Origin of the sequence: Bifidobacterium dolichotidis, from assembly GCF_003951975.1 — a bacterium.
GTDB lineage: Bacteria > Actinomycetota > Actinomycetes > Actinomycetales > Bifidobacteriaceae > Bifidobacterium > Bifidobacterium dolichotidis.
The window spans coordinates 392795-406285 of the sequence record NZ_QXGM01000001.1 but is presented as its reverse complement, the minus strand read 5'-3'; the positions used below and the strand labels follow the sequence as shown (position 1 = coordinate 406285).

Below are 13491 nucleotides of genomic sequence, written 5' to 3'. Positions count from 1 at the left end.
GTTTTCGTAAGCTGCAGGGGCTTTATTATTGGCCAGTATTGTTACGTTCTGGCTTGGTATTCTCTTTTTTTATTTCTGTTAGTGCTGACTAATGGCGCCGTTCTCAATAATCGCGCGGTAAGCAGACGTGAAACGCACAATATGTTCGCCGCGCTTCGCTGATTCGAGCATATCTTGACGCCAGTTTTCTGGATCAATATGCAACGTATCAAATGTCACTTCGGTTTGCTCACCGTTCTGCTGCTTGCGCTTTTGAGCAGCCTTGTAAGCACGGTATTCATCACCGTCGCTAAAGAACTGATCGATTTCTCGATCGGCCTCTGTTCTATTCGTGCCAGATGCCACATGAGCATCAAGTGCATAAGAAATAGACATGAGGCGTTCTGCGTATTGGCGCAGCAAATAGGCCACGTCGCCGCTATTTTCTTCGACCATAGCCTTCGTACGGTTTGGATCCGTTAAGGCAACGCGTGTCATATCGCGCCAAGAGCCTGCACTTAATGCGGCTGCAATATTGCGATCGCTGCTATCAACGAGCATATTAATTAATGCTGTTGCTGCCACATGAGGCATATGCGAAATCAATGCTGCTGCACGATCATGCGTTTTGTCATCAAGAATAATCAGACGGTTATGGCTAGCACGCGTAATCATGCTGGCCACGGCCATAACGCGACGGTAATCGGTGTGATCGCAGAACGTTACAGCCCACAATGCGTTATGGAACAGATGCTCGTTAGCAGCCTTCCAGCCAGAAAGCTCATTACCGCACATAGGATGTGCACCGACATAGCAGCTTTCGAGGCCAGCCTTCTTAACTTGGTCGCGCACAATGCCTTTAACCGAACCAACATCAGTCAGCGTGGTGTGTTCCATATCAAGCGATGTCTTCAACACGTCAAGCACTTCTGGCATAGCAGCCAAAGGATTGCACAGTACGAGCACATCTGGCTTCGCTTGTGCTAATTCGCTGAGCTCGTCGAAGCACTGAATGCCGACTTCGCGGGCATGCTCATATGGGTGTTGGCGAGGGTTCCAAGCTAAGACTTCACAGCCTTCACTATTGAGTCGCAATGCAAGAGAGCCGCCAATAAGGCCTAGGCCAACAATGCCTACGCGTGCAGGAGCAGCAAGGCCGTCCTCTGCGCTGGCTTTGCTCTCTTGTTCCCATTCGTTCACGGATTCGTGATGCATGGTGTTCACCTTTCCTGCATCAATGTGCTTGGAATTACTATTTACCAGAGTAGTTCGTGTGACGATACTTGTTCATCTTCGGTATCACTGCATAAACCACCTTGCGGTAGCATCCATTCCGTTACTGGTGGCGTAGGCCGTTCCATATGCGGGTAGACGGCTAGAGTTCGCACCCAGTCACCATGCTGTAATACCTCATGCAACGTTTCGCGGAAATTCAACTCCCAAGGAGCCGAATCGAGCGTTGCAATAAAACTGTAGGTTCCCTGATGTCCTTTTATTGGACGGGAAATAAAGCTCGTCATATTGAGTCCAGCGTCTCGCAAGCAGTCGAGCAAATTGGCGAGCACACCAGGGCCGGTGACGAGCGGAATGAACGTCACAATGGACTCGAATGAGCGTGACGAATCGTGGCGCAGTTGCTCAAGCAGTTGACGTACTTGTTGTCGATGAGCCGTGACGAGGAACTCCGTACGGCCATGGCGGAAGTCTTGCACGGCCGTACCAATGCGATGCAAATGATAGAGCTCGCCGCACAGTGACGGACCTAATGCAATGGCACCAAACTGAAGATCGCGGCAGCCTGCAGCATTCGAACTTGCAGGAACGCGTTTGAGCTGATGCTGCTGAATGAACTGCATGCACTGTGCCAAGCCATGACTGTGTGCCGTAACCGTCTTGCACAAATCGAAAACACTACACTGCCGGTCTTGTGCTGCTTGCCACGTTGCTTCAGTGACATAGGCATCAAACGTAATATCAATGCCTACACGCAGAAAACCGGCCATATCATGTGCATCAATGAGCATGTCAAGGTTTGGAACAACATAGCCTTCTACATTGTTTTCCCAAGCAATTATGCCCCAGCCGTCACCGTGCTCTACATGCTGGGCAATTTGCGAAACGTATTCGCAGGCCTGCAGTTCAAGTTCAATCTCAGGCAGTGCCGTATGGAGTTGTTCAACTGCCGTCAGTGCGGCTTGTTGCGTAAACGTGCCTTCGGGTCCTAAGTAGAACAATGTGGTCATCTACTACCCTTTCCTTCGGCATGCGATAGGAAGTACCCTCGCTCTGACGAGCATAAATGATGAAGCTGAATCGTGCTTAATTATGCTTATTGTGAGGGCCAACGTGGAATGCTGCGTAATCCTGATTTGAACGCTTAATCATTGGATTATGCATGTCATGATGTACTGCTTCGTGCGGCATATCTGCCTCATCTTCATTACCGTCTGGAATATAGAACCAACGATTTGGCAGTACAGCCATAACGATTTGCAAAATAACAACGCCTAAGAACCAGATCAAGCTGGCCTCACGTGAGAGGAATGGCAATACTCCACCAGAAATAGACAGTGGAATAAGCACATCACCTTGCGATACATACACAGCAATAAAGCCAACTGTGCTCGAACACACAATGAGATGTAATGCTAAACCGGTAACGCCGCCACGCGAGCGTGCGCACCAAGCCGACATACCAACGAGCAGAAAACCAAGCACAAGGCCAATTGGAATGTTCTGTGTAGCACCAAGACGATGCACGAGTGTGCCAATAACACCTGAGCCAAAAGCAGACAAGACGGTCACACCCGCACGGCCGCCCGTACTTAAACGATGGGACCAAGGTGCTTCCGTCTTGTCAAATGCTTTTCGAGTCATGTGCTCTACTTTAGCGACTTATTGTACAAAATAAATCACTTATTGTTGGCAGCGTTGTTTGCACGGCGCTGCTTTGCACGCCACTTGTACCAATCTTCGCGGTTCAGAATGATCTTGCGAATACGGATTGCTTCTGGCGTGACCTCAACGCACTCGTCCTCGTTTGCGAAGTCCAGCGACTCCTCGAGGCTCATCTTGATAGGAGGCGTCAGCGTTTCGAGCACGTCTGCAGTTGCAGAACGCATGTTCGTCATGTGCTTAGCCTGCGTGATGTTCACATCGAGCTCGTCAGGCTTGTTGTTAATACCAACAACCTGGCCCTCATAGACCTGAGACTGTGGCTCAACGAAGAAGTTGCCACGAGCCTGCAGACGCTGCATGGCGTATGGCGTTGCAGTGCCCTGACGATCGGAAACCATCGAACCGTTCTGGCGCGTCACGATCTGGCCAGCCCATGGAGCGTAACCAGCGGAGATCGAAGCAGCAATGCCAGTGCCGCGCGTTGCGGACAGCAGTGCCGTACGGAAGCCAATCAAGCCACGGCTTGGCACCGTGAACTGCAGACGGATCCAGCCCGAACCGTGGTTCGACATGGACTCCATGCGGCCCTTACGATCAGCCATGAGCTGGGTAACCGTACCCATGTACTCTTCTGGAACATCGATTGTCGTCGATTCCATTGGCTCGCATAGCTCGCCATCAATCGTCTTCGTAACAACCTGAGGACGACCAACGGTCAGCTCGTAGCCTTCACGACGCATCTGCTCAGCGAGCACTGCCAGTGCGAGCTCACCACGGCCCTGCACTTCCCATGCGTCAGGACGATCGGTTGGAATGACCTTAATCGACACGTTACCGATGAGCTCACGATCGAGGCGGTCCTTGATCATACGAGCCGTCAGCTTGTGATCCTTGCCTTCGGTGCCAGCCAGTGGCGAATCGTTCGTACCGAACGTCATCGAAATTGCTGGATCATCAACGTGGATCAGTGGCAGTGGACGTGGATCCTCTGGGTCCACAATCGTCTCACCGATCATAATGTCGTTCACACCAGCCACTGCGACGATGTCGCCAGGGCCAGCGGACTCCACAGGCTGACGCTCAAGGCCCTGCGTACGCAGCAGCTCAGAAACGCGGAAGTTCTCGATCGAACCGTCCACACGGGACAGACCGTAGGTCTTGCCCTTCTCCAGCGTGCCGTTGTAAATACGCACGAGGCCCAGACGGCCAAGGAAGTCAGAAGAATCAATGTTTGCAACGTGAGCCTGCAGAGGTGCGCCCTCTTCGTACTCAGGTGCAGGAATGTTCGAAATAATCGACTCGAACAGTGGCTCGAGGTTGTCGTTGTCTGGCAGAGCGCCATCAGCAGGCTGATCGGTCGATGCGTAGCCAGCCTTTGCAGCGCAGTAGATAACAGGCAGGTCGAGCAGAGCGTCGAGGTCAAGGTCAATGCCTTCCTCAACAACGTCCTGTGCCAGGCCGAGCAGCAGATCGGATGCTTCGCCAACGACCTCGGAAATACGAGCGTCTGGACGATCCACCTTGTTCACGCACAGGATCACAGGCAGCTTAGCTTCGAGAGCCTTACGCAGCACGAAGCGGGTCTGTGGCAGTGGGCCTTCCGATGCGTCCACGAGCAGCACAACGCCATCAACCATCGAGATACCGCGCTCAACCTCGCCGCCGAAATCAGCGTGGCCTGGCGTATCGATGACGTTAATCGTGATGCCTTCTGGATGACCATACTTTGCAGCCAGTGGACCCGTGTACTGAACAGCCGTGTTCTTCGCAAGAATCGTGATGCCCTTTTCGCGTTCCAGATCATTGGAATCCATAACACGATCAGGCACTTCTTCGCGCTCATTGAACACATTGGACTGCTGGAGCATGGCGTTCACGAGCGTGGTCTTACCGTGGTCGACGTGAGCCACGATTGCAACGTTACGGATATCACCGCGTACTGCCATTGATTAAGCCTCTCTTCAATCAATCCTCAGATATCTTGCGATTGCCGTGCATTGTGTTTCCCTTGATAATGCACGGTGCGAGCCCAGATTGTGTAGGCCCGACAACGCTTAGAGATTTCGCGCATACTTGACATGCGCGCAAACGTAAATATGCTACGCCCGTAGGGAGACGTTCGCGAACATGCGAAGCTTTGCTCACCTACGGACGTAATTCGAGAAGTCAAGAAACGCGAAACGTTAGTCTTCAAGCTCCTGACCGGTTCGTTCTGGAAGGAACAATGCTGCGACGCAAGCAAGCACAAACGCAACAGCAAATACAATAAATGCCACCGATTTATTGCCGCCCGAAAGCGTGAGGAACCAAGGCATGAGCAGCGGCGCAATTATGGCTGCCACTCGCCCGCACGCGGCAGCAGCCCCCGAGGCTGCACCACGCAAGCGTGTCGGATAAATCTCAGGAGTTACGGCATACATAACGCCCCACGCGCCCAAGTTTGATGCCGACAGCAGGCAGCCGAACACGAGCACCTGCCAAACGGCTGTGGACTGCGAGAACAAGAACGCAGCTACGGCCGAAACGCCCAGAAACACGGCCAATGTGCGGCGGCGACCCCAGCGTTCGACGAGCCAAGCGGCCAAGAAATAGCCCGGCAGCTGCGCAATAGAAATCGCAAGCGTATAACCAAATGACTTCGTTAATGAACCGAACTGATCGGCCAACAGACTTGGCATCCACGTGAACGCACCGTAATACGAGAAGTTCACAAAGAACCACGTGGCCCAGATCGCAGCCGTAATGCCTAAGAACTTGCGACTGAACAGTTCCCTCGTACGAATACGCGGCATCGGTTTCGTCTCATGCAAGTCGCTCTGAGGACCAGCAGCACTGACACTTAATGCAGCCTCGGCTTTAGCCAACATCAAACGCTTCGTATCCCCTGCTAACTCGAAATAGCGAACAGCCTGCTCAGCCTCAATTTGGCGGCCGCGAGACTCAAGAAATCGCACTGACTCTGGCAGCTGTCTGCGCACAACAATCGCGTAGAGCAATGGCACAGCTCCAATCAGTAGCGCCCAGCGCCATCCCCAATCGCCAGAAAACGGAATAACAAAATAGCCAATCAGTGCAGCAATAATCCATCCCACGGCCCAGAACGATTCAAGAAGCACAGTCATGCGGCCACGCTGCCTGGTCGGAGAGAATTCCGATACCAACGTAGACGCCACTGGCAGCTCGGCACCTAATCCCAAACCAATGACGAAACGCGCGGCCAGCAATGCCACCAGTGACCAAGCAAAGGCCATTGCACCATTCGCGATGCCGAACACGATTAATGTGGCGGTGAAAATAGTTTTGCGCCCGAATCGATCAGCTAAATAACCGCCAAGCGCGGCACCAATAGCCATACCAATAAAGCCAATCGAAAGCACCCATGACTTCTGCGTAGCCGTCAGATGGAATACAGGGTCAGCAGCAATTGCTGTGACGACGAACGACACCAAGCCAACGTCCATAGCGTCAAACGCCCAGCCCACGCCAGAGGCCACGAGTAGGCGGCGGTGGGCTGCATTGAGTTTGAGACGATCAAGACGCTCATTACGCGTCAATGTTGCATTGTGACCAGCTGCTGCTGTGTTGGGGGTAAACGAGGACATAACTCTCCCAATAACGTTCTCTCTGCTGTCTTCATCAGACTACGAGCGGCACGCATGAGCATTAGGCCCAAGGGCCGCATGCTGAAATACAAAATGCTTCTGAGCAAACCAACGATGCTCAGAAGCATTTCAACATAAGTAATAAGTTACTAACGAGTTAGCAACGAGTTGCTGTGCAACTGTTAGGCCACAATCCCCTTGGCCACGAGTTCACGAGCCACCTCACGGTATTCGCGAGCCGTCTTGTGGTTTGGCGCGTAGTACGTAATTGGTGCTGCAGCCACATTGGCGTCAGGCAACTTAATCGAGCGCGAAATAACCGAGTGGAAAACCTTGTCGTGGAAGGCTTCATAAATACGCTGCAGAACTTCGTCGCTGTGCAGTGTACGCGTGAACATCGTGACGAGCACGCCGTACACCTCAAGCGATGGATTAATACGCATCTGCACTTTTTCAATCGACTGCATCAGCAGTGCAACACCACGCAGTGCGAAGAACTCAGCAGCCACAGGAATAATCACACCGTCAGCAGCAGTCAGTGCATTAACGGTCAGCAGACCCAGCGATGGCTGGCAGTCGATAATAATGACGTCGTACTCGTTCTTAATCTGACGCAGCACACTGGCCAAAACCTGTTCACGTGCCACTTCGGTAACGAGCTGCACTTCTGCAGCAGAAAGATCAATATTTGCCGGCATAACGTCAAGATTGTCGTACTTCGTGTGCTGAATCACTTCATGCACATCCATACGAGGATTGAACAAAGCCGTATACACCGTGTTTTCCACGGCATTCGCGTTAATACCTAAGCCAACGGTGGCAGCACCCTGAGGGTCAAAATCAACAATCAGCACTTTGCGGCCATATTGTGCCAAAGCGCCTGCAATATTAATTGAGCTTGTTGTTTTGCCTACGCCACCCTTCTGGTTGCACATAGCAATGACTTTAGCGGGCCCATGCTGAAGCAAGGCCTTAGGTACAGGGAATGTTGCGTATTCCCTTCCGAGCATATCCGTAGGCATACTGTTTACTCTATCAGTTCGTATTGCTGTTCTGGTCACTCAGCATAATCGCAGTCAGGACTACTGCAACGCTGAGGGCCAACTCTTCATGAGATCTGCAAGTTTCGTAGACTTACCGCGCACGTGGATGTGCCAACGCGTAGGTTTCGATCAACGATTCTGGACTCACATGTGTATATATTTGCGTGGTTTGCACACTGGCATGACCAAGTAATTCTTGCACTGAGCGTACATCAGCGCCACCCTGTATTAAATGCGTGGCGAATGAATGGCGCAAGGTGTGTGGATGAATTGCTCTGCCGAGTTTCGCAATCTGCGCAGCTCGCTGCAAAATCTCCCATGCCGACTGTCGAGACAGTCGCGCACCACGCTTATTCAAGAACACTGCACGTCGTTCCGGAATTGGCTTCTTTGAACGTCGTTCCAGCTGAGGCCGTGCCTGGTTGATATAGCTTTCGAGTGCTTGTGCCGCATATGATCCGAACGGTACGAGGCGTTGTTTATTACCTTTACCAGTCACGCGCAGCACTTGCGATTCCATATCAATGTCATCCAAGTTCAGGCCAACGGCTTCGCTGACGCGCGCTCCTGTGGCGTATAACAACTCAAGTAACGCACAATCGCGCCAGCCAATCGGGTCATCAGCTCCCGTAATACCCTCGGCTGGGTGAATTGCATCAAGCAACTGCTGTACTTCTTCAATAGTCAGTACGTCTGGCAGTTCTGACGCCGTTTTTGGTGCGTGCACGCTTGCTGTTACGTCCGCTTCAACAGCCGCTTCTTGAACAAAGAAACGGTGGAACATATGCATGCTGGCCACTCGCCTAGCAATGCTGCGTGTGGACTGACCGAGTCCGTTCAGCTCTCGTACATACTGTTCTGCCAGTGCCGTCGTAATTTGTGCGGGATCCTTCACGTTCTGTTCGTTCAGAAACGTAACGTAACGCTGTAAATCGGTGCGGTACGCCTGCAAAGTTGCTTGAGAAACGCCGCGCTCCACGTCCATAAACATCAGGAACCGTTGTGCCCACTCGTCTAGTGTGCGTTCGTGCATACCGGCTCCTTTCTTGTCTTGCGTTTGGCCGTGTCTACTCTACAGATCTTTTGTATTTCTGTTGTTGCAACATAACAGAAAACCCCACCTCATGGCGGGGCTTTCTAGTTAAGCAGCTTTTCTAGCTTCGTAACGCTCAGGCGTTGACTGGAGCGTTAACGTCCTCAGGCAGAGCAGCCTTAGCCTGCTCAACGATTGCCTTGAACGTCTCAGCATCGGAAACAGCGATCTCAGCAAGAGCGCGACGATCGAGTTCAATGCCAGCCAGGTGCAGACCCTGGATGAAGCGGTTGTACGTCATGCCTTCAGCACGCACAGCAGCGTTGATGCGCTGGATCCACAGCTTGCGGAAGTCAGCCTTGCGAGCCTTGCGGTCGCGGAAGTTGTAAGTAAACGAGTGGAGCAGCTGTTCCTTAGCCTTACGGTACAGGCGGGAACGCTGACCGCGGTAACCCTTAGCGCGTTCGAGAACGACGCGACGCTTCTTCTTGGCATTGACAGAGCGCTTTACACGTGCCATGTGATTTCCTCTACTTTCCTAAAGTCCTCAATATTCTGCTCGGAGCAGTTAAGCTCACTTAGCGAGCAGACCCTTCATCTTCTTGGCCTGTGGCGTGGAGAGCGTCTTGTTAGCGCTCAGAGCACGACGCTTACGAGCAGACTTGTGCTCGAGGTTGTGGCGCATTGCGCTACCGTTGTGCACGACCTTGCCCGAGCCGCTGAGGCGTACGCGCTTGCGTGCTGCGGAGTTACTTTTCATCTTCGGCATTGCTGCCCTCCTTGTGTATTTCCTTGCTCAAGGCAAGTTATTGCTTGCGTAATGGAAGCTTTATGTTCAGTCCTGAGAAGCGATTGCTTCTTTAGCTTCTGCCGCGGCCTTAGCCTGAGCTTCTTGCTTAGCTGCCAAACGAGCAGCCTGACGAGCTTGGCGTTCTGCACGCGATTCAGCGCCACGACGACGCTGCTCGGACTGCGTGTGCACCTTCTTGCCACGAGGAGCCAGCGTCATAATAATGTTGCGGCCCTCTTGCTTTGGTGCGAATTCAATCGTGCCAGATTCAGACACCTCGTCAGCCAAACGCTGCAGCAGCTCAACACCGCCGATAGGACGAGACTGTTCACGACCGCGCAGCATGATGGTGACCTTCACCTTGTCGCCACCGTTCAAGAAGCGCTCAACGTGGCCCTTCTTGACTTCGAAATCGTGATCGTCAATCTTGAGGCGGAAGCGAATTTCCTTCACTTCTGCGGTGCTCTGATTACGACGCGCTTCGCGCTGCTTCATCTTCTCGTTGTACTTGAACTTACCGTAATCAATGAGCTTGGCAACAGGAGGCTTCGCGTGTGGTGCCACCTCGACGAGATCGAGGTTCGCTTCCTTTGCCAGGTTCAGAGCGACGGAAGTTGCGATAACTCCCACCTGTTCGCCGTTCGGTCCGATAAGGCGCACCTGGGAGACGCGAATCTCGTCGTTGATGCGTGGTTCGTCGCTAATGATGACTCCAATCCTCTGCAATCCAATTGCTTAAGTGAGAGCCTCTTCCTAAAGCTTTATGCTGTCGAATCCGCACATGGGCGCACGTCAATAAACCATCAACATGGTTTACATCAAATACATACGGTGCTTATTGCACTCAAACATGCTCTGCATGTAGGCCTATGCCTTGGACCCGAGGCCATAAAAGGACTCCAGGTGGGTTTCCCACTTTCTTGATTTCTCAAGCCTCATGCATAATACCACACCCCTAGACCAATGCGTGTTGCATCAGGGGTTTGGTGACAACCCGTTCTTTACTGCTTGCCAATATGAGCAGGACGCTCTGGAATTGGCTTAATTTTTACGATTTCTGGTGCATGAATCGTCACATGCTCTGCAGGGCGTGATCCATTTGCTGCTGCATCACGATTGAGCTCAAGTGTGTGACCATCCCAGCTCTCTACATGACCAACAAAATCACGGAACTTCATGCGATGATCCGTAGCATCAATACCCAATGCAGTGCGTACAACAACACGGGCACCCGATGGAATTCTTTGTGGCAAACTCATAACTTCTACCCTATTGCACTTCGCGACGATTGCGGCAAAACACATTTACAGAGTTGAAAATGGCAGAGATGCAAACCCAGAAATAAAAAAGGGATAAAAACAGAATTACAGAGCTGACAAGAACAAACTCAGCGCCAGATGAAGCACTATATATAAGGTCGTTGCGTAGACTGACGTAACAACACCACAATGTGACCAGAAAGAAGCGAGCATGCAGCAGACGCAATCGTGTGTAGTTATGGCAGCCGGCGAATACTATGACGAGCCAATTGCGTTACACGAGGGCGACATACTCATTGCGGCTGATGGCGGGCTCGATCACGCACGTCAAGCAGAACTTGAGCCGGACTATGTTATTGGTGACTTCGATTCTGCTCAGGAATCAGAACGCACTGTGGCGGCTGAGAATGACCATGTATTGGTGTTGCCACCACAAAAAGATGATCCGGACTTACTGTCGGCACTCAAATTTGGATGGTCACTCGGGTATCGAACCTTCCATATTTATGGTGCGCTGGGTGGTCGTATTGACCACACCATTTCCGCATTGCAAATTACAGCATTAGTGGCGCAACGTGGCGGTACTGCTATTCTGCATGGCAATCGACAGCACATTACGGCACTTTGTGATGGCTCCCTGACCTTTGAAGCAACGGATCTCACAGCAATTACCAAACATGAACCTGCTTACGTTTCGGTTTTTGCACATTCTGATGTTGCTCATGATGTGACGGAAACTGGCTTAAAGTACGGACTCGAGCATGCTGAATTAAGCAATCAGCAAGTCAATGGATTGAGCAATGAGCTGCTCAATGCAACGTCAGCAACTGTTAGCGTTAACGAGGGCACATTACTCATTACTTACCCTGCTGGTATAGCCGATCCAGAACACCACGTATCGCACGAATTTGAAGGAAATCTAGGCGATTTAGACTTCTCAATTTCTGCTGCACTTCGCGTTCATTAACCCCTAATTGCGCTCAAAGAGTTATGAAATAAGACGAACAATCACACTGTTAGTCAAATAAACCGACTACTGTAAATGATGTTGGTTAACCAAAGGTTTTCGAATACTTGACACACTCGCATGCAAATACGAGATGCAAGTTTTGAAGACTGGACCCATAAGGGAGAAACTACATGACAGTGAAGATTGGTATCAACGGCTTTGGTCGTATCGGCCGCCTCGCATTCCGTCGTATCTTCGAGCTCCAGGCTCGCGGCGGCGAAGCTGCAGGCATCGAAGTCGCAGCTATCAACGATTTGACGACTCCAGCAACGCTGGCTTACCTGCTGAAGTACGACAGCACGCACGGTGTGTTCCGTCACGACGATGGCACTCCAGTCGACGTCAAGGCAACCGAAGACTCCATCATCGTTGATGGCAAGGAGTACAAGGTCTACGCCGAGAAGGATGCTAACAACATTCCATGGGTGAAGAACGATGGTGTCGAGTACGTTCTCGAGTGCACCGGCTTCTACACCTCCGCTGAGAAGTCCCAGGCTCACATCAACGCTGGCGCTAAGAAGGTCCTGATCTCCGCTCCTGCAAAGGACGATGTGACCCCTACCGTCGTGTTCGGCGTGAACCACGACATCCTCAAGGCTGATGACGTCATCGTGTCTGCAGGCTCCTGCACGACGAACTCGATGGCTGCTATGGTCAAGCTGCTCGACGAGAAGTGGGGCATCAAGGCTGGTTTCATGACCACGATCCACGCTTACACGGGCACCCAGATGCTGCTCGACGGCCCTCGTGGTACGAAGACGGGTCGCAACCTGCGCGCTGCTGCAATCAACACGATTGCTCACTCCACCGGTGCTGCAAAGGCAATCGGCAAGGTCGTTCCATCCGTGAACGGCAAGCTGCAGGGCCACGCACAGCGTATCCAGGTTCCAGATGGCTCCGTCACCGAGCTGACGACCGTCCTCGAGAAGAACGCTACCGCTGACGAGATCAACGCAGCATTCAAGGACGCTTTCGAGAACTGCGAGTTCTACGGCTACAACGATGAGGGCATCGTGTCCTCCGATATCCTCGGCGACACCCACGCTGGTGTCTTCGATCCAACGCAGACCGACGTCAACACGATCGACGGTATGACGATGGCTCGCACCGTGTCGTTCTACGACAACGAGTACGGCTTCACGTCGAACATGATTCGTACGCTGCTGTACTTCGCTGAGATCTCCGAGTGAGTATCGCTTAGCGACTAGTAACTCTCAGTAGTACTAGAAATGGCCGCTTCCGGAAGGGAGCGGCCATTTTTGTTAACTGTATATCAGTTACTCTGCGATATACGTCAACATACGTTGCGTAGTACTCGCAAGTTTATTTTTTTATTACTGTGATTGCCTCACCAGGTTGCAATTGGTCCAAACTGAGCATTCAGTACTTTGAGTAAATCATGAGGATTCACGCCAACGGACATACCTCGTTTACCACCAGAAACGAGGATTTCATCAAATTGCTCAGCGCTTTCATCAAGCACTGTGGTGTGATGCACTTTCTGGCCGAACGGTGAAATACCGCCAACAACATAGCCGCTTTCTCGCATTGCGACTTTTGGATCAGCCATTTGTGCTTTTTTCAATCCAGCAGCGCTAGCCAATGCCTTTAAATCCATATGACCAGAAACAGGCACAACGCCAACAATGCGCTCTGAACCTGCATCAGCCATAAGTGTTTTGAATACCTGATGCTCATCAAATCCGAGCTTTTTTGCGGCTTCAATGCCGTATCCATCGTCCATATGATCATTGGAATGCTCATATTCATAGACTTTGAATGGCACGCCAGCTGCTTGTAATTGCCTCAACGCCGGTGTGGAAGCTGCACCTTTCGCATGTTTATGTTTCGCCATGCTGCCCATCATAAGATCGGCTC

General features: G+C 51.8%; 14 protein-coding genes. 2 read left to right on the top strand and 12 right to left on the bottom strand.

Annotation, left to right across the window (positions count from 1 at the left end; genetic code table 11):
• Nucleotides 1-78: 78 nt before the first annotated feature.
• The 11 genes from D2E26_RS01495 to D2E26_RS01445 all read right to left on the bottom strand — a co-directional run bounded on the left by D2E26_RS01495 (nucleotide 79) and on the right by D2E26_RS01445 (nucleotide 10604).
• Nucleotides 79-1194, bottom strand: coding sequence for a prephenate dehydrogenase (locus D2E26_RS01495; protein ID WP_125962932.1), 1116 nt, complete (start codon nucleotides 1192-1194; stop codon nucleotides 79-81).
• Nucleotides 1195-1235: 41 nt separating this feature from the next.
• The gene (locus D2E26_RS01490; RefSeq protein ID WP_125962931.1) at nucleotides 1236-2222 is read right to left on the bottom strand and encodes a prephenate dehydratase domain-containing protein; all 987 of its coding nucleotides are present in this window, start codon (nucleotides 2220-2222) and stop codon (nucleotides 1236-1238) included.
• Between the two features lie 76 nt (nucleotides 2223-2298).
• Nucleotides 2299-2856 (bottom strand): alcohol dehydrogenase, encoded by a 558-nt coding sequence (locus tag D2E26_RS01485; RefSeq protein ID WP_125962930.1) that lies wholly within the window; start codon nucleotides 2854-2856, stop codon nucleotides 2299-2301.
• A gap of 35 nt (nucleotides 2857-2891) precedes the next feature.
• Nucleotides 2892-4823, bottom strand: coding sequence for a translational GTPase TypA (gene typA, locus D2E26_RS01480; protein WP_125962929.1), 1932 nt, complete (start codon nucleotides 4821-4823; stop codon nucleotides 2892-2894).
• A 237-nt stretch (nucleotides 4824-5060) separates the two neighbouring features.
• On the bottom strand, nucleotides 5061-6479 hold the full coding sequence (locus D2E26_RS01475) for an MFS transporter (protein ID WP_125962928.1): 1419 nt from the start codon (nucleotides 6477-6479) through the stop codon (nucleotides 5061-5063).
• Nucleotides 6480-6661: 182 nt separating this feature from the next.
• Nucleotides 6662-7501, bottom strand: coding sequence for a ParA family protein (locus tag D2E26_RS01470; protein WP_125962927.1), 840 nt, complete (start codon nucleotides 7499-7501; stop codon nucleotides 6662-6664).
• A gap of 112 nt (nucleotides 7502-7613) precedes the next feature.
• Entirely contained in the window at nucleotides 7614-8555 is a 942-nt protein-coding gene (gene xerD, locus D2E26_RS01465) for a site-specific tyrosine recombinase XerD (RefSeq protein WP_125962926.1), read from the bottom strand.
• A 136-nt stretch (nucleotides 8556-8691) separates the two neighbouring features.
• A complete protein-coding gene (gene rplT / locus D2E26_RS01460) occupies nucleotides 8692-9075 on the bottom strand; it encodes a 50S ribosomal protein L20 (RefSeq protein WP_125962925.1) in 384 nt (127 codons plus the stop codon).
• A 54-nt stretch (nucleotides 9076-9129) separates the two neighbouring features.
• Entirely contained in the window at nucleotides 9130-9324 is a 195-nt protein-coding gene (gene rpmI / locus D2E26_RS01455) for a 50S ribosomal protein L35 (protein ID WP_125962924.1), read from the bottom strand.
• 66 nt (nucleotides 9325-9390) lie between these two features.
• Nucleotides 9391-10071, bottom strand: coding sequence for a translation initiation factor IF-3 (gene infC, locus D2E26_RS01450; RefSeq protein WP_125962923.1), 681 nt, complete (start codon nucleotides 10069-10071; stop codon nucleotides 9391-9393).
• A 275-nt stretch (nucleotides 10072-10346) separates the two neighbouring features.
• Nucleotides 10347-10604, bottom strand: a complete 258-nt coding sequence (locus D2E26_RS01445; RefSeq protein ID WP_125962922.1) for a DUF6725 family protein — start codon at nucleotides 10602-10604, stop codon at nucleotides 10347-10349.
• A 211-nt stretch (nucleotides 10605-10815) separates the two neighbouring features.
• On the opposite strand from D2E26_RS01445, the gene D2E26_RS01440 reads away from it, so the two are divergent.
• Complete coding sequence (locus D2E26_RS01440; protein WP_125962921.1) at nucleotides 10816-11571, top strand: thiamine diphosphokinase; 756 nt, start codon at nucleotides 10816-10818, stop codon at nucleotides 11569-11571.
• A 173-nt stretch (nucleotides 11572-11744) separates the two neighbouring features.
• Entirely contained in the window at nucleotides 11745-12803 is a 1059-nt protein-coding gene (gene gap, locus D2E26_RS01435) for a type I glyceraldehyde-3-phosphate dehydrogenase (protein WP_125962920.1), read from the top strand.
• Nucleotides 12804-12961: 158 nt separating this feature from the next.
• Here gap and ybaK read toward each other — a convergent pair whose 3' ends face one another.
• Complete coding sequence (gene ybaK / locus D2E26_RS01430; protein ID WP_206432051.1) at nucleotides 12962-13468, bottom strand: Cys-tRNA(Pro) deacylase; 507 nt, start codon at nucleotides 13466-13468, stop codon at nucleotides 12962-12964.
• Between the last annotated feature and the right edge of the window lie 23 nt (nucleotides 13469-13491).